We start from the raw sequence: 22,005 nt of genomic DNA, 5'->3' as shown, positions 1-22,005 counted from the left end.
CGCCCCTGAACCCGATCCGCGCAGCCATGGCCAGCTCCTTCGCCCGCGCTCCTACCGTTACGGACCATTGGACACCCGTCCGGGCGGGACCGGTAGGGCCGAACGGAGGGCAGGCCAGGGTCGGTTTCCTCGGCGAACCGGCGCAGGAACTCGGCATAGGTCCTTGGGGTCAGTAACTGGTGGGGGTGGCGCCGGAGGCCGGTGTCACGAATCCCGCAGCGAGGGCTTCGCTGCCCCGGGCCAGCAGCGCCACATCGGCGCCCACCAGAATAAAGGCTGCGCCGGCGGCCAGATACTGGTGCGCGGTGCCCGGATTGAACGCGTTCACGCCGGCGGGTTTGCCGGCCGCCGCGGCAGCAGCAAGGCAGTGTTCGACGGCGGCACGCACGTCCGGGTGTTCCTGCTGCCCCAGCACGCCCATGGACGCGGCGAGGTCCGAGGGCCCCAGGAAAATGGCGTCCACGCCGTCGACCGCCAGGATCTCCTCGACGGCCTCGACGGCCGCGGCAGATTCAATCTGGACGGTGACGCTGACAGTGCCGGAGGCCCCGGCCAGATAATCGGGGACCCGGTTCCAGCGGGATGCGCGGGCCAGTGCGGAGCCCACGCCGCGCACGCCGTGCGGCGGGTACCGGGTGGCGGCGACGGCGGCTTCCGCCTCGGCCGCCGAGTTCACCATGGGGATCAGCAGGTTCTGGGCGCCCAGGTCGAGGTACTGCTTGATCAGCACGGTGTCGTTGACCGGCGGCCGGACCATCACCTGGACCGGATAGCCGTTCACGGCTTGGAGCTGGGCAAGGATGGACTCGAGGCCGTTGGGGCTGTGTTCGGCGTCGATCAGGAGCCAGTCCAGTCCGGAACCTGCGCAGATCTCCGCCACCAGGGGGCTGCCAGAGCACACCCACATTCCGGCCAAAGGACGGCCGGAAGCGCCCGTTTGGTTGCGCAGGGCATCCCGGAAGGTGGGATCGGGTTCTACTCGAAGCGGCATGTGATGCTCCCCAGGGGTCCGTAGTCGGCGTGGACGGTATCGCCCTGGTACACCCAGAGCGGCCGGGTGAACGAGCCGGCCAGGATGATGTCCCCGGCTTTCATGGCGTCACCGTGGGCGGCGATCTTGTTCGCCAGCCAGTGGACCCCGGCGGCGGGATGGTCCAGGACCCCTGCCGCCACGCCGGTTTCCTCCACGGTCTGGTTCTTGTAGAGGATGGCGGAGACCCAGCGCAGGTCCACGGCGTCGGGACGGACGGGGTTGCCGCCCACCACCATGGCGCCCATCGCCGCGTTGTCCGCGATGGTGTCCACGATGGTCCGGCCCTCCATCTCGATCCTGGAATCCAGGATCTCGAGGGCCGGCACCACGTAGTCGGTGGCGTTCAGGACGTCGAAGATGGTGCAGCCGGGTCCGGACAGGTCCTTCTTCAGCACAAACGCCAGCTCCACTTCCACGCGGGGGTGGGTATACCGGTCCCACCGGACCGCGCAGCCGGTCTCAAGCACCATGTCATCGAAGATGGCGCCGTAGTCCGGTTCGGTGATGCCGGTGGCCGCCTGCATGGCCTTGGAGGTGAGGCCGATCTTCCGGCCCACCAGCTTCCGCCCGGCGTCCTCGTTGCGCCGGCGCCACAGCTGTTGCACGGCGTAGGAGTCCTCCACTGTCATGTCCGGGTAGCGGGCAGTCAGGCGGGGGACCGGTGTCCGGCTGCGGCCCGCTTCCAGCAGTTCGTCGGCGATGGCCTCGATCGTCTTGGCATCCAGCATGGCTACAGCTGCGCGCCGAGCTTGAAGCCGGTCTTTTCCCCGGCGTGGCCGTCCTCTTCCTTGCGGGTGTAGGAGAAGCCGTCGGCACCCACGGTTACGGCCATTTCGCTCTTTTCCTCACGGACGACGACGGGCTGCGGGTTGCCGTCGAGGTCCAGCACCAGGGAAGCCTCGGTGTACCAGGACGGGACCACGGGGTTGCCCCACCAGTCGCGGCGCTGGTTGTCGTGGACGTCCCAGGTGATGGTGGGGTTGTCCGGGTCGCCGGTGTAGTAGTCCTGCGTGTAGATCTCCACGCGGTGCCCGTCCGGGTCCAGGATGTACAGGTAGAAGGCGTTGGAGACGCCGTGCCGGCCGGGCCCGCGTTCGATCCGGTCGCTGATGCGCAGGGCGCCCATCTTGTCGCAGATCTGGATGATGTTGTGCTTCTCGTGGGTGGCGAACGCGACGTGGTGCATGCGCGGGCCGTTGCCGCCGGTCAGGGCGGTGTCGTGCACGGTCTGCTTGCGGTGCATCCAGGCGGCGTAGGTGACGCCGTCGGAGTCCTGGATGTCCTCGGAGACACGGAAGCCCAGGTCCTCCAGGTACTTTCGGCCGCGGGGAACGTCCGGGGTCACCTGGTTGAAGTGGTCCAGCCGGACCAGCTCGCCGGCGGAGTAGAGGTCGTAGCGCTGGGTGAGGCGTTCCACGTGCTCCACCTCGTAGAAGAACTCGTAGGGGAAGCCCAGCGGGTCCTCTACCCGGACGGAGTCGCCGACTCCCTTGGTGAAGCCGTCCTTGCGGCGTTCGGTGCGGCAGCCCAGCTCCTTGTAGTACGCCTCGGCGGCGTCCACTTCGGCGGGGGACTTCACCCGGTACGCGAAGGCCGCGACGGCGGCGATGGGGCCTTTGCGGAGCACCAGGTTGTGGTGGATGAACTCCTCGAAGGAGCGCAGGTAGATGGCGTTTTCGTCCTCTTCGGTGACGTGCAGGCCCAGGAGGCCCACGTAGAACTCGCGGGACTTGGCGAGGTCGGTGACCACAATCTCCATGTAGGCGCAGCGGACGATGTCCGGCGCGGGGACGGTGGGGGTGGGGACGAAGTTGTGCTGTGAAGCTTGGCTGGTCATGGGATTCTCTCTTCGTTGAGGGTGGCCGGTGAGCGCTGCTAGGCGCCGAACTTGGGGGTGTGGACGGTGCCGAGGGTGATGTGCACGGCCTGCTGGTCGGTGTAGAAGTCGATGGAGCGGTAGCCGCCTTCGTGGCCCAGGCCGGAGGCTTTGACGCCGCCGAACGGTGTGCGGAGGTCGCGGACGTTGTGGCTGTTGAGCCAGACCATGCCGGCCTCGACGTTCTGCGAGAAGTTGTGGGCGCGGGTGAGGTTCTGGGTCCAGATGTAGGCGGCGAGGCCGTAACGGGTGTTGTTCGCCAGGGCGAGGGCTTCCTCGTCCGAGTCGAAGGGGGTGATGGCAACGACGGGGCCGAAGATTTCCTCCTGGAAGATCCGCGCGTCCGGGGCGACGTCGGCGAACACCGTCGGGGCGATGTAGTTGCCCTCGGGAAGGTGGTGCGGGCGGCCGCCGCCGGCCAGGAGCCGGCCTTCGGACTTGCCGATCTCCACGTAGGAGGCCACCTTGGCGTAGTGCTCCGGGTGGACCAGGGCCCCGACCTCGGTCTTTGGGTCGTGCGGGTCCCCGACCACGATGTTCTTTGCACGGGCGGCGTACTTGTCGCAGAATTCCTCGTACACGGCGCGCTCCACCAGGATCCGGGAGCCCGCGGTGCAGCGTTCGCCGTTGAGCGAGAAGACCCCGAAGAGAGCGGAATCGATCGCGGCGTCGAGGTCGGCGTCGGCGAACACAACGCACGGGGACTTGCCGCCGAGCTCCATGGACAGGCCCTTGAGGTTGGCCGCGGCGTTGCGGAAAATCGTCTGCCCCGTGGTGGTCTCGCCGGTGAAGGAGATCAGCGGAACGTCCGGGTGCTTGACCAGCGCGTCGCCGGCTTCCTCGCCCAGGCCATTGACAAGGTTGAACACGCCGTCGGGAAGCCCGGCATCCTTGAAGATCTGCGCCCACAGCGAGGCCGAGAGCGGGGTGAACTCGGCCGGCTTGAGCACCACGGTGTTGCCGGTGGCCAGTGCGGGGGCGAGCTTCCAGGACTCCAGCATGAACGGGGTGTTCCATGGCGTGATGAGGCCGGCGACGCCGATCGGCTTGCGGTTGACGTAGTTGATCTGGGCGCCGGGAACCTTCATGGCGTCGTCGAACTGGGCCACGATCAGGTCCGCGAAGAAGCGGAAGTTCTCGGCCGCGCGGAGCGCCTGGCCCTTGGCCTGAGTGATGGGCAGGCCGGTGTCGAAGGTCTCCAGCTCAGCGAGCCGGGCCTCCTGGGCTTCGACGGCGTCGGCGATCCGGTTCAGGACGCGGGCGCGTTCGCGGGGCTTCATCTTCGGCCACGGGCCGTTGGTGAACGCGTCGCGGGCGGCGGCGACGGCGAGGTCGATGTCTTCCTTCTGCCCGGCGGCCGCGGTGGCGTAGTTGGTGTTGGACACCGGATCCAGGACGTCGAAGGTCTTGCCGCCCACGGAGTCAACGAATTCTCCGTTGATGTAGTGCTGGATGTGGGTGGGCAGGTCCTGCGGAATGTAGTGGGTGGTGGTAACAGGAGCAGTGAACGTCATTGTTGTCTTCCTAACTGTTGCTTTGGGCGAGGTACGCGTCCAGGGTGGCGGAGCGGTGCAGGCGGGCGGCCCGTTCGATCTCATCCGCGCCGGCACCGGACTCGATAAGCTGCAGGAGCTCCTCGTGTTCGTCCACGGACTCGTGGGCGCGGCCGGGGACGAACCGGAATGTGGAGGACCGCAGCGACGCGAGCCTGTTCCAGCCCCGGTGGACCAAGTCCAGGATGTGCGGGTTGGGGCAGTGCTCGAACAGGACGCTGTGGAAGTCCTGGTTCAGCTGCGTGAACCGGACCGGGTCGAAGTGCGTCAGGCAGTCGCGCATCTCGGCGTTCACGGACCGGGCGCGTGCCACGTCCGCAGGCCCGATGAGCGGAGCCGAAAGGGCCGTCGCGGCGCCCTCGATGATGCTCAGCGTCTGCATCGTGTACAGGTATTCGGTGGGGTCAATACCGGCCACGGTGGCGCCGACGTTCCGCTCGAACTTCACCAGGCCTTCCGCCTCGAGCCGGCGGATGGCCTCCCGCACCGGCACCACGCTGACGCCCAGGTCCTCGGCGATCTTGGCGAGCACCAGCCGGTAGCCGGGGGAGTAGGTGCCGTCGACGATGCGGGTCTTGACGGAGGCGTAGGCCCGCTCGGATTTGCTGGCAGCGTTTGTGCTTGTGGCAGCGGCTGTCACTGTGTCAGCCATTGGTTTTACCGCCTCCCATCGCTTCCCATTCGTGATACTTGATGCGCCATGCGGCGTTCAGCGGGTAAAGGCCGTCCACGCTGTGGCCCTGCTGCACCATCTCGGCGATGAACGTTTCCTCACGCTCCTGTGCGATGGAATCGTCCGCGAGCTCTTCGGCGAGGGCCGGCGGGATCACCAGGATGCCGTCGGAATCCGCCACGATGATGTCCCCGGGCTGCACGGTGGTGCCGCCGCAGGCGATGGTGATGTCCGTGTCCCACGGGATATGCCGGCGGCCCAGGACCGCGGGGTGCGGGTTGGCGTAGTAGGTGGGCATGTCCATGGCGGCGACGGCGGAGAAGTCGCGGACGCCGCCGTCGGTGATGATGGCGGCGGCTCCGCGGACCTGGGCGCGGAGGGCCAGGATGTCGCCGATGGTGCCGGTGCCCTTTTCGCCGCGGGCCTCCATGACGAGGATTTCACCCTCGTTGACGGAGTCGATCGCCTTCTTCTGGGCGTTGAAACCGCCGCCGTGGGCCTTGAAAAGGTCCTCGCGGTTGGGCACGTAGCGCAGGGTCCGGGCCAGGCCCACAATGCGCTTGTCGGGGCGGGTGGAGGTGAGGCCGTCGATGCTGACGTTGTTCAGTCCGCGCTTGCGCAGCTGGGAGGACAGGGTGGCGGTGCAGACGCTTTCCAGCTTCGCCTTCAGCTCCGGGGACAGGACGGGAGCCGGCGCCTCCGGTGCCAGAGCGGCAAGCCCCGCCGCTTCGCGGGAACCGTAGGCTTCCTCCCGCTGCAGGTCGTCCGTCTTCGGCCGGGCGCCGAAGTCCGCGAACGGCGTCGTACCTTCCTCCACCCGGGTGACCAACCGGCCGGTGGTCAGGTCAGCGCTGCTGACCTCCACCTCGACGACGTCGCCCGGCGTGGCGACCGAGGCCCCGGCCGGGGTGCCGGTGAGGATGATGTCCCCTTCTTCGAGGGTGAGCAGTTGGGAGAGATCGGCCACGAGCCGGGCGAAGGGGAAGAGCAGGTCGTTGGTGGTGTCGTCCTGGACGAGGTCGCCGTTGTGCCAGGTGCGGATCCGCAGCGCGGCGGGGTCCACGGCGTCGGCCGCGATCAGGCCCGGGCCCACGGGTGTGAAGCCGTCGCCGCCCTTGGAGCGGAGGTTGGAGCCTTTGTCCGCATAGCGGAGGTCGTACACGCCGAGGTCGTTGCTGGCCGTGACCCACTCGACGTGGCTCCAGGCGTCCTCGAGGCCCACGCGCCGGGCGGGCTTGCCGATGATCAAAGCGATTTCGCCCTCGTAGCCGAGGAGTTCGCAGCCGGCCGGGCGCTCCACCGTCGAAGGGGCTGCTGCCGAACCGAGTGCCAGGGAGGACGATGGCTTCAGGAAGTAGGACGGCTGTTCCGGCGTCCGCCCGCGCTGGGCGGCACGGCTGGGGTAGTTGATATGCACCGCGATGACCTTGCGGGCCGCGGCCAGGATGTGGTCGGTGACCTGTTCCAAGAATATCTCCTCATCGAGTACGAAATCGTATACGATGACTATGACCCAGGGATGGCGGATCGTCAACCCCTAATTCGGGAGGTTTTCGAGGCACTTGTAACCCACGTCATATCTGCCGTACAGTTCTGGATCACAGACTAAATTTCGATAATAGAACACGAAGTTCAATTATCGAACACGAAAGACGGCGACAGGCCGCCACACAACGAAGTGAGGAAAGCCCGTGCATTTCCACCATCACGGATACGTATCCGGTGACCCGCGCGTCCAGCCGGCTGCCGGCATCGGCATCGACCGCTCCGCCCAGCTTCCTGACGAGGTGGACGTGCTCATTGTGGGCACCGGCCCCGCAGGTATGCTCGCGGCCGCCCAGCTGTCCCAGTTCCCGGGCGTCACCACCCGCATTGTGGAGCGCCGCGCAGGGCGGCTCGCCATCGGCCAAGCCGACGGCATCCAGGCCCGGAGCGTCGAGACCTTCCAGGCCTTCGGCTTCGCCGAGCGGATCATCGCCGAGGCCTACCGCATCACCGAGATGGCATTCTGGAAGCCGGACCCCCGGAACCCCTCGAAGATCGTCCGCAGCGCCCGCACCCTCGACGACCCGGGTGGGATCAGCGAATTCCCGCACCTCATCGTCAACCAGGCCCGCGTGCTGGACTACTTCGGCGAATTCATGGCCAACTCGCCCTCCCGCATGGCGCCCGACTACGGCTACGAGTTCGTTGGGCTCGAGGTCGGCGAGGGCGAGTACCCCGTCGCCGTGACCCTCCTCCACACCGCAGGCCCCGACGAGGGCCAGACGCGCATCGTGCGGGCCAAGTACGTCGTCGGTGCGGACGGCGCGCGCAGCAAGGTCCGCGCTTCGATCGGCTGCACCATGGCCGGCGACCAGGCCAACCACGCGTGGGGCGTTATGGACGTGCTCGCGAACACGGATTTCCCCGACATCCGCCTCAAGTGCGCCATCCAGTCCCACGACGGCGGCAGCATCCTGCTGATCCCGCGCGAGGGCGGGCATCTCTTCCGCATGTACGTCGACCTCGGCGAAGTGCCCGCAGACGATAACGGGGCCGTCCGCAAGACCACCATCGAGCAGATCATCGCCAAGGCCAATGCGATCATCCACCCCTACACGCTCGACGTGCGCAACGTGGCCTGGCACAGCGTGTACGAGGTGGGCCACCGCCTCACCGACCGGTTCGACGACGTCATCCCGGAGGACCTCGGCACCCGCACGCCGCGCGTTTTTATCACCGGCGACGCCTGCCACACGCACAGCGCCAAAGCCGGGCAGGGCATGAACGTCTCCATGCAGGACGGCTTTAACATCGGCTGGAAGCTAGGCCACGTGCTGGAAGGCCGCAGCCCGGAGAGCCTGCTCTCCACCTACTCGGCCGAGCGGCAGGTCGTCGCGAAGAACCTCATCGACTTCGACAAGGTGTGGTCGACGCTCATGGCGAAGAAGCCCGAGGAATTCGAGAACCCCTCCGAGCTCGAGGACTTCTACGTGCGCACCGCCGAGTTCCCCGCGGGCTTTATGACCGAGTACTCGCCGTCGATGATCGTCGCCGAGGCGACGCATCAGAACCTGGCCACCGGCTTCCCTGTCGGCAAGCGCTTCAAATCCGCGCCGGTGGTGCGGGTGTGCGACACCAACCCGGTCCAGCTCGGCCACCAGGCCGCGGCGGACGGCCGCTGGCGCATCTATGTCTTCGCGGACGCGGCAGCGCCAGGTCAGTCGGCGGCGGCCCCGTCGCCGACCACCGATCTCGCCGCATGGCTGGCCACCGCACCGGACTCACCGCTCGCGGCCACCCCCGAAGGTGCCCACAGCGACGCCTGGTTCGACGTGAAGGTGGTCTACCAGCAGGACCACACGGGCATCGACATCGGCGCCGTGCCTGCGGTGTTCAAGCCGGAGGTGGGGCCGTTCAAGCTCACCTACCTTGAGAAGGTCTACGGCACCGATCCGGCGGCGGACATCTTCGAGCTGCGCGGCATCGACCGGGGCGGCGCGGTGGTGGTAGTGCGGCCGGACCAGTACGTGGCGAACATCCTGCCGCTGACGGCGACGGCGGAGCTGGCCGCGTTCTTCTCGCCCCTGCTGCAGGGCGGCCACCGTGCCCCCGAATTGCAGGATCACGCGGGCTGAGCTCCGGCACAGGCACCCCCGCCGAGGGCGGGAGCGTCGCGTCCCGTAGCACGGCAACGGCCCAGCGCTGCGGGAACACCGCAGCGCTGGGCCGTTGCTGTGTCACGAGCCCGGTGCCCGTGTCGAACGAGGTGTTCGACGGCGGGTGGTTCCAGGTCCGGTCAGCCGTTGATCACCTGCGGAACGCCCAGGGCTTTGAGGCCTTCGACGCCGAACTCGAGTCCGTAGCCGGACTGCTTGGCACCGCCGAAGGGGATGCGCGGGTCCACGGCGCCGTGTTTGTTGATCCAGACAGTGCCAGCCTCGAGCCGGGCAGCGACGTTGCGGGCTGCCGCGGCGTCGGAGGACCAGACGGAGGCGCCGAGCCCGACGTCGAGCGCGTTCGCCATCGTGACGGCCTCGTCCACGGTGCTGTACCGGACGATCGGGAGGGCGGGTCCGAACTGCTCCTCCGCGACCAGCGGGTTGGTGTTGTTGATGTCGGCGACCAGGGTGGCGGGGTAGAAGTGCCCGGGCTGCTCGGCGTCCGGGTTGCCACCCAGGAGGATCCTGGCCCCCGAATCGCGTGCCGCTTCCACCAGCCGGGCCACGATGTCGTACTGCTGCTTGTTCTGCAACGGGCCGAGGACGTTGTTCTCGTCCAGGCCGACACCCATGGGCATCGTGGCGGCCACGGCGGTGACCTCTTCGCAGACGGCGTCGTAGATATCGGTGTGGACGTAGAGTCGCTTGAGCGCCGCGCAGGTCTGGCCGGTGTTGATGAACGCGCCCCAGAACAGGCCTTCGGCGATGGTCTTGGGGTCGGCGTCGGGCAGGACGATGCCGGCGTCGTTGCCGCCGAGTTCCAGGGTGAGGCGTTTGACCGTGTCCGCGGAGGATTTGATGATGGCCTTGCCGGTGGTGGTGGAACCGGTGAACATGATCTTGCCGATCGCCGGGTGCCCGGCCAAGGCCTCGCCGACGTCGCGGCCGCCGGAGACGACGCTCAGCAGCCCGTCGGGGAGTTCCTCGTTGATGACCTTCGCCAGGGCCAGGACGGACAGCGGGGTGTATTCGGACGGTTTGACCACTACGGCGTTGCCCATCCGCAGGGCGGGGGCGAGCTGCCAGACGGTGATCATCATGGGCCAGTTCCACGGCCCGATCGCACCGACGACGCCGATGGGCCGGTAGTGCAGTTCGGCGCGGGTTTCGCCGTCGTCCACGACGGTTTCCGGCTCCAGCGGGATGCCGGCGGCGGCGCGCAGCCAGGCGGCGCAGGCGCCGACTTCGAACCGGGCGTTCGGGCCGTTGAGCGGCTTGCCCTGCTCGCGTGAGAGCAGCCGGGCCAGTTCCTCGGCGGAGCGTTCGACGGCGTCGGCGGCCCTCAGCAGGGCGGCGCTCCGGGCGTCGTGGCCCAGCGCCGCCCAGGCCGGCTGGGCGGCTTCGGCGGCGGCAATTGCCTGCTCGAGGTCCTGGACGGTGTGGACGGGCGCTTCGCCGACGACCGTTCCGGTGGCGGGGTCAAGGATGGTCCGGGTTTCGCCGGCGTCCGGGGTGATCGCGGCGAGAAGGGCGTCGTAGGTTTCCATGGGTACTCCACATCGAGTAGTTGAGGCTCTGAGTCGTTGGGACTCATGTCCGAGTGTCCTCCGGTGCCGGACGTGCCGTCTTGTCTTTGCGCGAACTGGAGTTGACCCGGTGCGAATGATTGCCAGGGCCTTGGAGGCCGATGCGCTGGGGAACAACAACCGATCACTGATCGACAAAAAAGTGACGGGCATCACCTGCAATGCTGGATATATCGGTGCACCATCACCCGGGCACCTTTCCCAAGCTCTTTACATTCCCCAGCACTCATGACAGTTAAAGAAGGATCCGATGAGTATTTCAAATTCCGATTCCCGGACCGCAGAGTCCAGTCCCCGCACGGAGCACTCCACCGCGCTGCGCGCCGGCAGCGTCGGCGTCATGGGCATTCTCTTCTTTGTCTTGTCTGCCCAGGCGCCGTTGACCGGAATCGTGGGCGCATCACCGCTGGCCGCGGCCCTCGGCAACGGGCCCGGAGCGCCCGGGGCGTACCTGGTGGTGGGCATTGTCATCGTGATCTTCGCCGTCGGGTTCGTCGCGATGAGCCGGAAGGTCCAGGCCAACGGCGCCTTTTACGCCTACGTGACGGCCGCCTTCGGGCGGAAGATCGGGGCCGGAGCGGCGTGGCTCGCGCTCCTCGCGTACAGCACGGTCCAGGCGGCGATGTACGGGCTGTACGGCGCGGCATTCTCGGGGCTCCTCGGATCAGCCGGGATCACGGTTCCCTGGTGGCTGCTGGCCGTGGTCACCATGGCGGGCGTGCAGGTGCTGGGATCCCTTAACATCGAGCTCGGGGCGCGGGTCCTGGCGTTGCTCGTGGGCCTGGAGGTCGCGATTCTGCTCATGTTTGGGTTGACCGTGCTGATGCGCGGCGGCGGACCGGAAGGAATCAGCCTGGCGGCGTCCTTCTCTCCGGCGGCGATCGCCGCCGGCGCCCCGGGCGTGGCCATCATGTTCGCCGTCGCCTCCATGTTCGGCTTCGAATCCACAGCCATCTACTCGGCCGAGGCCAAGGACGCCCACCGCACGGTGGCCCGTGCCACGTATCTGTCCGTAGGGGTCATCGCGGTCTTCTTCTCCTTCATTTCGTGGATGCTGGTCAGCTACTACGGCCCCTCGCAGGTCATTGATGCCGCGGGGGCGGCCCTCGAATCAGGCGACTCCACTTCCTTCGTGCTGACGCCGATGGTGGAGCTGTTCGGTCCGTGGGCCGGCATAGCCACCGGCATCCTGCTGGTGACATCCCTGCTGGCCGGCATCATCGCCTTCCACAACGGCATCAACCGCTACCTCCACTCGCTGGCACTGCGCGGGTCCATGCCCGGCGTTGTTGCCCGGACCAACCGGCACCGGGCTCCTGCCGTCGCCGCCCGGATCCAGACCGTGATCGCGTTTGTGCTCGTGGCGCCGTTCGCCCTGCTGTCCCTGGATCCCGTCCTGACCCTGTTTTCGTGGTTCAGCGGGCTGGCCGTGGCGGCGCTGCTGGTCTTGTATATTTTGTGCTCCCTTGCCGTCGTCGCATACTTCCGGCGCGAAAAGGTGACTGGCCAACTCTGGCAGACCGCCGTGGCGCCAGTGCTCGCCACCGCGCTGCTTGTCTGGGTGCTATACCTCGTGGTCAGCAACTTCACGGCGCTGATCGGCGGGAGCTCCGAAACGGCCCTGGGCCTGCTGATCGCCGTCCCGATCGTGTTTGCGGCCGGCGTGCTGGTGGAAGTCGGCGTGGAACGCAAGGCGGCGCTCGCGGCGGTCCCCGCCTGACAACCGGCTTAAGAGTTGAGGGGCGGTGCCGGACAGATCCGGCACCGCCCCTTTGGGTCACGGCTGATGCTGCCAATGGCAGGTGAGGTCAACCACGGGTGAAGGTCGTGCTCAGGCGCCGCGCCGCCAGTCGCTGGGGGATTCGCCGAAGGCGTCCCGGAAGGTGCGGCTGAAGTGTGCCGCATCAAGGAAACCCCACCGGGCGGCGACGGCACCCACGGACTTTCCGGAGTGAAGCGGGTCCCGCAGTTCCCGGCGCGCCCCTTCCAGCCGCTGGGTCCGGATCCAACTGGCAACGGTGGTCCCTGTTTCGTGGAAGACGTTGTGCAGGTGGCGGGTGGAGATGAAATGGGCCGCGGCTATGGTCGCCGGCGACAACAAGGGATCCGCAAGATTCGCCTCGATGTACTCACGGACGGAAACGGCAAGCAGTGCCTGCGGCTTCATCCGGTCCGGCGCGATATCCAGTTCCGAATGCAGCATCGTGGAGACCAGGTCGAGGGCATTGGTGGCGAGGCGGGACCCGCTGGGGCCGCTAAGCGCATCCAGGTTCTCCGCGAGGTGGGCGATGAACGGCCCGACGATGGCGGCGAGGCCGCCGTCGGAGGCCAAACGCACGGCCGAAAGCTGTGCGATGCACTCCGGCGGCAGGGACAGCGCGTCCCAAGGGAACATCACCACCATGAGCCGGGCGTCGCCCTCGAAGGCAAGCGTGTAGGGGCGGCTGGTGTCATAGATGGAGAGATCGCCCGGATGCAGGACTGCCTCGCGGTTGTCCTGGATGAGGAGCCCGGTGCCCTGCAGCTGGAGGTTGAGCTTGAAATAGCGCTGGTGGGACTGCGCAATCAGCGCCGGTGTGCGGTGGACCTCATGGCTTGTGGAGGAGACCTCGACGAGTGCCACACGGTCCAGCCTGCGGGCCCGCATGCGACCGTGGAAGTGGTCCGCATTTGCGCTCGAGGCGGCCAAGGGAACGAAGGATTCCGCGACGAGGTGCCGCCAGTGGTCGAAGGATTCCGCCGTGCTGGTTCGGACGTCCTGTCCGGTGGGACCGAGCGAGGGGCGGGCTGCAACTGCGGTCATAGGAGATCCTGACGCCGTCGTATTTCTGGGAGTGTGTCATGGGACACAGTCCTTTCAGGGTAGCGCCGCAGTCCGCCGCTGTCATCTTTTTTCGACAACCGGCGAAAAAAGATCGCCTGGGCCCGATTACCGGGCCTGGCAGCCCAGCAGGGTCAGGAATCCCTCCAGTTGCTCATTCAGCCCGAGTTCCACCTGGCCGTCCGGGGCAAGTGCCGCCGCGATCTGCGCGCCGAGGAGGAGGTTGAGCAGCTGCCCGGCCAGGGCGGCGTCGCTGACGGTGGTGGTGACGGCGCCGGCGCGCCGGGCCTCGGTGAGGTACTGGCGCATCGCTGCAAGCCACTGCTCCATCGAGTCGCGGTGGATCCGGGCCTTGTCGGGGTCGTTGATGGCCTTCTGCCAGAACGGGATGACGATCCGGGCCTCGTTGATCCGCTCCTCGTCCAGGGGCAGCACCTCGACGCAAAAAGCCCGCAGGGCCGCGAGTCCGACCTGTCCCGCGGTGACTTCCGCGATCCGCTTGTTGGTGCGGTTGAAGACGTGCCCGAACGCGAAAGTCAGCAGGTCATCCTTGGTGGGAAAGTACGGCTTGAGGGCGCCGTTCGCAAAGCCCGCCTCGAGCGCAATTTCACGCATGGTGGCACTTTCGATCCCGAGCCGGGCGATGATCCGCCACGTGGCGTCGACCAGTTCGAGCCGCCGCTGGTTGTGGTCGACAATCTTTGGCACGGGACAGCTCCCCAATTTTCTTGCGTCGGACTCTTGTGGCACAGCTTACATTTCCGTATTCTCTACAACTATAGAAAATAAAGTTCTGACCCGCCAGGGTCCCCGAACGAAGGCCGTCATGATGACCGCACAAACCGACACCCGCACCTCGTCTAGTCCGTACAGCCTGTACCGCCTGGCCGCGGACGCCGAAATCACCGAAGTCCAGGCGATCCTGCGCGCGGCGGGCCTGCTGGGCGAGACCAAGCGCATCGCCTATCTGGGCCTGATGGACCCGGCCAGGAACGCGCCGGAGGGAGCTGAGGACCGCCGGTTCCGCATCTTCATCCATGACATCTCCGGCGGTGCACCCACAGATGCCGTGGTCTCCGCGACCGGGCGGGAGGTGGTCTCGGCCGTCGAACTGGACACCGCCGTCACCGGCGAGCTTCCGGTGCTCGAGGAAGAGTTCGAGGTGGTGGAGGCTCTCCTCGCCGCCGACGAGCGCTGGCTCAAAGCGCTCGCAGCGCGCGGGCTCGACGTCAGCAAGGTCCGCGTCGCGCCCCTGTCTGCGGGTGTCTTCGAGTACCCGGAAGAAAAAGGGCGCAGGATCCTGCGTGGCCTGGCCTTCGTGCAGGATTTCCCCGCGGACAGCGCCTGGGCCCACCCTGTGGACGGCCTCGTGGCCTACGTCGATGTGGTCAGCCGTGAAGTGACGCAGGTTCTGGACCTGGGCGCCGTGCCTGTCCCGAAGGAGCACGGCAACTACACCGACCCTGAACTGACCGGACCGCTCCGCACCACCCAGAAGCCCATCAGCATCACCCAGCCGGACGGGCCCAGCTTCACTGTCAGCGGCGGGAACCACGTCGAGTGGGAAAAATGGAGCCTCGACGTCGGCTTCGATGTCCGCGAGGGTGTGGTGTTGCACAACATTGCCTTCCAGGACGGTGACCGGAAGCGGCCCATCATCAACCGGGCGTCCATCGCCGAGATGGTGGTCCCGTACGGCGACCCGTCACCGGTCCGGTCCTGGCAGAACTACTTCGACACCGGCGAATACCTCGTGGGCCAGTACGCCAACTCCCTGGAACTGGGCTGCGACTGCCTCGGCGAGATCACGTACCTCAGCCCCGTCATCAGCGACGCGTTCGGCAACCCCCGGGAGATCCGCAACGGCATCTGCATGCACGAGGAGGACTGGGGCATCCTGGCCAAGCACAGCGACCTGTGGACGGGCATCAACTACACCCGACGCAACCGCCGCCTGGTGATCTCCTTTTTCACCACGATCGGCAACTACGACTACGGCTTCTACTGGTACCTCTACCTCGACGGCACCATCGAGTTCGAAGCAAAAGCCACCGGCGTGGTCTTCACCTCCGCCTTCCCGGAGGGCGGATCGGACAACATTTCCCAACTGGCCCCCGGCCTGGGGGCACCCTTCCACCAGCACCTCTTCAGCGCCCGACTGGACATGGCCATCGACGGCTTCACCAACCGGGTCGAGGAGGAGGACGTGGTCCGGCAGGCGATGGGTGCGGGCAACGAGCGCGGCAACGCCTTCTCCCGGAAGCGCACTGTCCTTTCCCGGGAATCCGAGGGGGGCCGTGAGGCAGATGCCGCAAGCGGCAGGACATGGGTCATCTCGAACCCGCAGTCCCGGAACCGTCTCGGCGAACCCGTGGCCTACAAGCTCCACTCCGGGAATCAGCCCACCCTGCTCGCAGCCCCGGAGTCCTCCATCGCCCGGCGCGCCGCTTTCGCCACGAAGGACCTGTGGGTGACCCGGTACGCCGACGATGAGCGCTACCCCACGGGCGACTTCGTGAACCAGCATGCCGGCGGGGCCGGCCTGCCGGCCTACATCGCCCAGGACCGCGACATCGACGGCCAGGACATCGTGGTGTGGCACACTTTCGGCCTCACCCACTTCCCGCGTCCCGAGGACTGGCCCATCATGCCGGTGGACACCGTGGGCTTCAAGCTCCGGCCGGAGGGCTTCTTCGACCGCAGCCCCGTGCTGGATGTGCCCGCGAGTGCACAGCCGGCCGGCGGCCACTGCCACGGCTAGGCCGGCACCGTGACTGTCGCAGCAGGGGTGGATCGCCGGACCCGCCCGGTCCTCCATTCCCGGATCTGCGCCGCCGTGACGGCGGCGTCGTGCCTCCTGCACGTGTGGCTTGTCGCCGGGAACCACCACGGGCTGTGGCTGAACCTGGTGATGCTTGCCATGGTGGCCGTGTGCCTCCCGTGTACCGTGCATATCTGGCGCCACGGGCAGGTCGGGGCCCTTCGCCGGGTCATGGCCTCGGCTTTGGCGATGACCGGGGTGCATGCGCTGCTGCTCCTCGGTGCCGGTGCCGGGGCATCGGGCCACATCCACCATGCTGCAGCTGCCGCCTCAGCCGGCGCGGCGCCCGTATCAGCCGGCGCGGCGTCCTCGGGTGCCGTTGCGCTGCTGGTCATCATTGCGGTGGAAGTGACGACGGCGATGCTCGCCGCGACGCTCCTGGCCCGGCTCCGGGCACCCCTGCCGAGGGCGTGCTGACGCTCCTGCCCTCGTCAGTCGGTGAACAGCCCGGCCAGGTCCTCCGCGGTGAGCGCCCCGCCGGAGAGCGCGTCGCCCTCCATGACGTCGGCGAACAGCCGGGACTTCCTGGCCTTGAGCGCCATGACCTTTTCCTCGATGGTGTCCTTGGCGACCAGTCGGTAGACCATAACGTTCCGGGCCTGCCCGATCCGGTGCGTGCGGTCCACGGCCTGCGCTTCCGAGGCGGGGTTCCACCACGGGTCCAGCAGGAACACGTAGTCCGCCTCCGTCAGGTTCAGACCGAAGCCACCGGCCTTGAGGCTGATCAGGAACACCGGGGCGGCGCCGTTCTTGAACTCATTGACGACGTCGGTACGGTTGCGGGTGCTGCCGTCGAGGTAGCAGAACTCGATGTTCTCCTCGACGAGCCGCTCGCGGACCTTGCCCAGGAAGCCGGTGAACTGGCTGAAAATAAGGGCGCGGTGCCCTTCCGCCACGAGGTCCTCCAGCTGCTCGAAGAGCACATCGAGTTTGCTGGAGCGCACCCCGGAGAGCGAGGGATCGATCAGCGAGGGGTCCAGGCTGAGCTGCCGCAGCAGCGTGAGCGACTGGAAGATGGTGAAACGGTTCTTGTTGACGTCATCGATCAGGCCCAGGATCTTCTGGCGTTCGCGCTGCAGGTGGGTCTGGTAGACCTTCTGGTGCCGCGGGTTCAGCACCACTTCGAGGATCTGCTCCTGCTTCGGCGGCAGGTCGTGGATGACCTGTTCCTTGGTGCGCCGCATCATCAGCGGACGGACCCGACGGCGGAGCTTGTCCAGCTGCGCCTTGTCCCCGTTCTTCTCGACCGGCTTCTGGTAGTACTCGGCGAAGCGCTTGGGGCTGGAGAAGAGCCCCGGCGCGACAATCGACGTCAACGCCCAGAACTCCATCAGGTTGTTCTCCAGCGGGGTGCCGGTGATGGCGAGTTTGAACACTGCCGGTAGCTTCCGGGCGCACTGGTAGGCCTTGGACTGGTGGTTCTTGACGAACTGGGCCTCGTCCAGGACCAGGCCGGCCCATTCCTTGGACGCGTAGGCCTCGTAGTCGATCCGGAACAGGGCGTAGGAGGTGATCACGATGTCCGCGCCCGCGGTGGCGGCCACCGGGTCAGAGCCGCTCTTGGCGAACGTCTCGCTGATGGCCCGTACCGTGAGGCCCGGGGCGAACCGCGCGGTTTCGGCCTCCCAGTTGCCCACGACGCTGGTGGGGGCGACGACCAGGAAAGGCGCGGAGCCGGGCGTAGCCCCGGCCGGCTGCGCAGCGCCGTCGTCTGTGGCCAGCGCCGTGGCGGCAGCGCCGCCGTCGGCCGCTTCAGTCAGCTTCCCGGCCGCCTCCTTGGCGGCGCAGATCAGCGCCAGCGCCTGCACGGTCTTGCCCAGGCCCATGTCATCGGCCAGCACCCCGCCCAAGCCGTGGCGGTAGAGGAAACTGAGCCAGTTGAACCCCTCCAACTGGTACGGGCGCAGCTCCGCGTTGAGCGTGGCCGGCAGCGGCAGGCCCACCACGTCCCCTTCGAGGAGCCCTCCGACGGACTCGCGCCACGCCGCGGCCTGCTGGTCCACGATGCCGAGTTGGGCGAGTTCGTCCCAGAGCCCGGCCTGGAAGCGGCTGATCTGCAGCGGGGCGTCCTTGTTGTCCTGCAGTTCCCGGGCCTCTTCAATGAGGGCCCGCAGTTGGTGCAGTTCGGGCAGGTCCAGAGAGAAGTAGGCGCCGCTGGGCAGCAGCATCTTGGTCTGGCCTGCGGCCAGGGCGGAGAAAACGGCCGCGAAGGACACCGGCTGGCCCTCCAGGGAAATCTGGATGCCCAGATCGAACCAGTCCCGCTGCTCGGTGGCCTTCGTGGAGATGGAGACCACCGGGGCCTCCTCCGCCTCGCGGTAGTCGGCGATCTCGCCGGCGGTGTCCACGGTGACGCCGGGGACCTCACGGAGCCGGGGGAGCAGCTCCTCGGTGAAGGCCAGGGTGTCGAGGCCGCTGAGTTCAGCCGAGGCCGCCAGCCGCGGTGTTCCCCAGCCGCCGGTGGCCGACTCGCCCAGCGCCGGCACCACGTCCCACGGTTGCCCGACGGCGTCGAGGATCCGGGCTTCGGCGGGGTCGTCCCGGTAGCCGTGATCGCCCGGGTGGCGCCACAGCGGCTGGGCCGTGACGAGCTTGCCGGACTTGTAATGCCATTCCCAGTGCAGCCGGACCCTGTGGTCGGCGCCGTAGTTCGCCAGCAGCGACAGGGTGGGAACGGCCAGCTGGGGCAGTTCCACGGACTCGTCGGTGGCCGTGACCCGGGCGCTCTGCTTGAGTTTCGGATAGAAACCGGTCAGGAACCGGCTCTCGTCCCGGGCCGGTATATGCAGGGTGGTCCCGGCCGTGACGAAGGTCAGGAGCTCCTCGCTGAGCCCGCCCTCCAGCGGGGCCAGCGTGATGACGGAGTCGGACGGTGGGACGCCGGGCAGGGCATCCGCCCCGGAGGTCAGGAAGATCCCGTGGGCCGGGCGTCCGATGGTCCCGACGGAAGCCGGATCCACCACATCCCCCTCGACCGTGATGGTGGGGGCGAGAGACAGCCCGCCGCCGTCCCCGCCGGCGGCTGCCGGCAGCGCGGTGCCAGCGTCGGCGTCGGGTCCGTCGGCCGGCGCGGTCCCGTAACGGGTCAGGTTGAGCCCGACGGCGGCCGGCTGCTCCACGAGGCGCACGGGGTCCGAACCCCGGCTGTGCACCAGGGCGACGCCGATCTTCCGGGCCTGGGCCAACAGGCTCCACAGGTTCTTGCCGGCATAGGTGTTCAGTCCCAGCCACAGCCCGGTCCCGGCGTGCTGGCGGTTGGCCTGGGCGGTGTGCGAGGCGAGGAACTCCTGCATCCACTCGACGTGGGCCTCATTGCACTCGCGCCGGTAGCTCAGGTAGCTCAGGGTGTTCCACGAGACATCGCCGCGGATCCACTTGCCCTTGGCGCCCATGATGACGGGACGCGCCTTCAGCTGGCGCACACTCCGCAGCGGATCCCGGCGGCCGGTGTAGGAGAAATGCGGCGCAGGTTCTTCGATCTCGAACTGCAGCGCGAGCGGGATGCCGTTGGTGGACTGGGTGATCCCCGGCTGGGCGATCAGCGGGCTGAGGGCCTGCTCCCAGTCCGGGACGTCCAGCACCGGGACCTGCCGGGACAGCCGGCTGACATCGGCCGGGGCCAGCAGCTGGACCCGGATCGCCGGGTTGTCTTCGGCGGAGAACAACAGCGCGGCCACATGCTTGCAGTCCTTCCGGACCGGGCAGCTGCAGACGCCCACGGTGCAGCTCCAGCCGCCGGCCTTGCGGACCAGTTTCGCCGTCGTCGAGTACGGCACATCGGCGCCGCCCCGCACCTTCCCGAGCATGAGCCCGGTGGAGGCGTCGAAGGATATCCCGGAAACGCGGCTCCCCATGGCGTAGGCAAGTCCGGCCGCGAGGGAGCGGTCGTTGATCGCGGGAGTCTGTATTGCCAGTGCCGCACTCTCGTCCGGATGGGATGGCATGTGCGCACTACTTTCAGCAGTTGGTCATCTGATCCATCTTAGCGAGCGTGGCCGGGCTCCCCGTACCCGGGGCCAGCCGGGGACCCGAGTGAGTGCTTCGCCTCCCGGCCAATGACCGGCGGCGGGCGCGGTTCCGAAGTCTCCCGCTGGCTCATGGGCAGCGGCCCACACGGAAGCGGAGGGCAGGACGCAGTCGGGGTTGGCTGCACGGATTCTTCCTTGTCGTTAGACCGCCAACGCTGTGTCGAAGAGCCGCTCGGCCAGCCGGAGCAGATGTGCAGGGGCATCCGCGTCGTCGCCGTTGTTTCCGTGTCCGAGGAACACCGCCGTCCCGCTGACCGTCCCGTCAAGATGTAGGCCTGCTTCGCGGATCAGCACTTCGGCCCGGGCGTTCAGGGGCAGGGGGATGAAGTCTGCCTCGTCGTTCAGATAGACGTGCCAATCCATACAAGTGATTGCCCCGACGTTTCCTTCAACCAGGGACTGCCGTGCCGCCACAGAATTGTCGATCTCTTCGACGTGAATGGGGTGGCTAACGCGGGCCGGAATAATGAGAGCGGTAAGTGTTTGGCGCATGACTGGATCTTTCTATCTCAGACCGACCGGCAATTTACACAGGCTTGAAAAGCGGTCCAGCCGGGCCGGTTGTTGCGGGCAGCCGAACGGCTAGGAGTATAGAGTCCGGCTGCCCGCAGTTATTTCAACATGCAGGGGGCCACTGCCCGCAGGCCCGTTGTACGTGCTGGTGCATCAGGGCAGAGGTGTCACCTCTGGCTTTTACGCGGCTTTGCGAACAGAGTTTCGCTGGATTCGCTTTTTGCCCTTTTTTCGGCTCTCTTTTCGAGAATCGACTTTCCCGTTTTCTTGGCATTGATGTTTCTGGGAGATTTTCCTGACATGGGAATCACGCCTTTCTAAACGCTATCTACCCATCACCATACCTACTTATATTTTAAATGCCAGTCCACGGGTTTAGAGCAAATTATTTACCCGGCCGGGCGCAAAAGAGACTGGAACTCTTACCGTCCGAACGAAGGCGCAGCCCGGCCCGCGACGGGCCTCCCCGGGACACCCAGACTTCGCCGGACGTTCAGCTCCGGCTCAACCGCAGGGCAGGCGGTGCAACGTACGTTGAAAGGGTTCGGAGCGCCACCCGCCTTCTGCAGTGAGGATCTTCCATGAGCACCGACCTTGCCACCACCCTTCCCGCCACAAATTACGCGACGGTCCTGCCGCGGGAGTGCATCAACGGCAGCGACGCCGACGTTGTCGACGCGAATGTGGACGTAGTCAACACGATGTACGCGGAGCTGCTGGACATCGAGGAAATCGCGGCGACTGCACTGCGCAGCTACTACGTTGACTTCTACCTGGCGCAGTCGCTGGGCGGCGGTTTCGCGCAGTACGTCTTCACCGCGCCCGAACGCGAAGACATCGACGCCTACATCCGGGCAGGTCTGGAGGGGATGGGCGCCGCAGCGCACTTGGACCTCTTCAACCGCATCACGGCGGCCTTCGACTCGCTCTCCGAGGAGGAAGCAGCCGCGTACCTTGACATGGACACGGACCTTGACGGGGACACCGACGGCGGCGTCACGGACGCCGTCCGGCTCCTGGAAGAGCTCGACGGCGAGTTCGACACCCTGTTGGAGGCCGAAGACATCATCGCGCTGAACGCGGCCTGGCTCCGGAGCCAGGCAGACCTCCTCGTGCTGGACGAGGAGGACCTGGACCGTCACATCGCCGAGCGCGTCTCCCGCATCCCCAACCTCGCGGAACGCCAGGCCGACGCCGCCGAGGACGACCTCCTGGGTGCCCCGGAGTTCGAGCTGATCATCCGCGAGCTCTGCGACGTCGCCGGCCACACGCTCCTGAAAATCACCATGGGCGACCCCAACTATGAACATGACGGCCAGACCTCCCTGGCATGGCATTTCACCACGGACCAGGGCGAGTTCCTCATGCTGGACGGTGAGGACGAAGCGGTCATGATCCACCCGGACACCAAGGAGATTCTGGCAGCCGTCGAGTTCGCGCACGAGGACGACTGAGCC

At 67.0% G+C, this 22,005-nt stretch carries 16 protein-coding genes; 5 read left to right on the top strand and 11 right to left on the bottom strand.

The features are described 5' to 3' along the window. Window positions 1-169: 169 nt before the first annotated feature. The 6 genes from AC6EUH_RS11800 to AC6EUH_RS11775 are packed head-to-tail and all read right to left on the bottom strand — an operon-like array spanning window position 170 to window position 6,603. The gene (locus AC6EUH_RS11800; protein WP_499738748.1) at window positions 170-991 is read right to left on the bottom strand and encodes an HpcH/HpaI aldolase family protein; all 822 of its coding nucleotides are present in this window, start codon (window positions 989-991) and stop codon (window positions 170-172) included. Next, the gene (gene hpaH / locus AC6EUH_RS11795) at window positions 976-1,761 is read right to left on the bottom strand and encodes a 2-oxo-hept-4-ene-1,7-dioate hydratase (RefSeq protein WP_499738747.1); all 786 of its coding nucleotides are present in this window, start codon (window positions 1,759-1,761) and stop codon (window positions 976-978) included. The genes AC6EUH_RS11800 and hpaH overlap by 16 nt, the downstream gene beginning before the upstream one ends. A 2-nt stretch (window positions 1,762-1,763) precedes the next feature. Next, complete coding sequence (gene hpaD / locus AC6EUH_RS11790; protein ID WP_056430770.1) at window positions 1,764-2,870, bottom strand: 3,4-dihydroxyphenylacetate 2,3-dioxygenase; 1,107 nt, start codon at window positions 2,868-2,870, stop codon at window positions 1,764-1,766. 38 nt (window positions 2,871-2,908) lie between these two features. Then, entirely contained in the window at window positions 2,909-4,423 is a 1,515-nt protein-coding gene (gene hpaE / locus AC6EUH_RS11785; protein WP_499738746.1) for a 5-carboxymethyl-2-hydroxymuconate semialdehyde dehydrogenase, read from the bottom strand. A gap of 10 nt (window positions 4,424-4,433) precedes the next feature. Beyond that, window positions 4,434-5,114, bottom strand: a complete 681-nt coding sequence (locus tag AC6EUH_RS11780; protein WP_056430764.1) for a GntR family transcriptional regulator — start codon at window positions 5,112-5,114, stop codon at window positions 4,434-4,436. Beyond that, on the bottom strand, window positions 5,107-6,603 hold the full coding sequence (locus tag AC6EUH_RS11775) for a fumarylacetoacetate hydrolase family protein (RefSeq protein WP_499738745.1): 1,497 nt from the start codon (window positions 6,601-6,603) through the stop codon (window positions 5,107-5,109). The genes AC6EUH_RS11780 and AC6EUH_RS11775 overlap by 8 nt, the downstream gene beginning before the upstream one ends. A 223-nt stretch (window positions 6,604-6,826) precedes the next feature. Between AC6EUH_RS11775 and AC6EUH_RS11770 the strand changes: the two genes are divergently transcribed. After that, entirely contained in the window at window positions 6,827-8,755 is a 1,929-nt protein-coding gene (locus AC6EUH_RS11770; RefSeq protein ID WP_499738744.1) for an FAD-binding monooxygenase, read from the top strand. Window positions 8,756-8,916: 161 nt separating this feature from the next. On the opposite strand, the gene AC6EUH_RS11765 is transcribed toward AC6EUH_RS11770, so the two are convergent. Next, window positions 8,917-10,326, bottom strand: coding sequence for an aldehyde dehydrogenase family protein (locus AC6EUH_RS11765; RefSeq protein ID WP_499738743.1), 1,410 nt, complete (start codon window positions 10,324-10,326; stop codon window positions 8,917-8,919). A 289-nt stretch (window positions 10,327-10,615) separates the two neighbouring features. Here AC6EUH_RS11765 and AC6EUH_RS11760 point away from each other — a divergent pair, with 289 nt between their 5' ends. Then, window positions 10,616-12,085 (top strand): APC family permease, encoded by a 1,470-nt coding sequence (locus AC6EUH_RS11760; protein ID WP_499738742.1) that lies wholly within the window; start codon window positions 10,616-10,618, stop codon window positions 12,083-12,085. A 111-nt stretch (window positions 12,086-12,196) separates the two neighbouring features. Here AC6EUH_RS11760 and AC6EUH_RS11755 read toward each other — a convergent pair whose 3' ends face one another. Both AC6EUH_RS11755 and AC6EUH_RS11750 read right to left on the bottom strand, forming a co-directional pair. Then, window positions 12,197-13,168, bottom strand: a complete 972-nt coding sequence (locus AC6EUH_RS11755) for an AraC-like ligand-binding domain-containing protein (RefSeq protein WP_499738741.1) — start codon at window positions 13,166-13,168, stop codon at window positions 12,197-12,199. A gap of 126 nt (window positions 13,169-13,294) precedes the next feature. Continuing rightward, window positions 13,295-13,894, bottom strand: a complete 600-nt coding sequence (locus AC6EUH_RS11750) for a TetR/AcrR family transcriptional regulator (protein WP_499738740.1) — start codon at window positions 13,892-13,894, stop codon at window positions 13,295-13,297. Window positions 13,895-14,012: 118 nt separating this feature from the next. On the opposite strand from AC6EUH_RS11750, the gene AC6EUH_RS11745 reads away from it, so the two are divergent. Further along, entirely contained in the window at window positions 14,013-15,947 is a 1,935-nt protein-coding gene (locus AC6EUH_RS11745; protein WP_499738739.1) for a primary-amine oxidase, read from the top strand. A gap of 9 nt (window positions 15,948-15,956) precedes the next feature. Beyond that, window positions 15,957-16,424, top strand: a complete 468-nt coding sequence (locus AC6EUH_RS11740) for a hypothetical protein (protein WP_056430740.1) — start codon at window positions 15,957-15,959, stop codon at window positions 16,422-16,424. Between the two features lie 14 nt (window positions 16,425-16,438). Here AC6EUH_RS11740 and AC6EUH_RS11735 read toward each other — a convergent pair whose 3' ends face one another. After that, a complete protein-coding gene (locus AC6EUH_RS11735) occupies window positions 16,439-19,951 on the bottom strand; it encodes a DEAD/DEAH box helicase (RefSeq protein ID WP_056430737.1) in 3,513 nt (1,170 codons plus the stop codon). A gap of 225 nt (window positions 19,952-20,176) precedes the next feature. After that, on the bottom strand, window positions 20,177-20,527 hold the full coding sequence (locus AC6EUH_RS11730; protein ID WP_499738738.1) for a DUF3846 domain-containing protein: 351 nt from the start codon (window positions 20,525-20,527) through the stop codon (window positions 20,177-20,179). Between the two features lie 602 nt (window positions 20,528-21,129). On the opposite strand from AC6EUH_RS11730, the gene AC6EUH_RS11725 reads away from it, so the two are divergent. After that, the gene (locus tag AC6EUH_RS11725) at window positions 21,130-22,002 is read left to right on the top strand and encodes a DMP19 family protein (protein WP_499738737.1); all 873 of its coding nucleotides are present in this window, start codon (window positions 21,130-21,132) and stop codon (window positions 22,000-22,002) included. Window positions 22,003-22,005 lie beyond the last annotated feature (3 nt).

It is taken from the genome of Arthrobacter sp. 001422645 (genome assembly GCF_059816125.1).
This window is presented reverse-complemented; position numbering and strand designations above follow the sequence as displayed.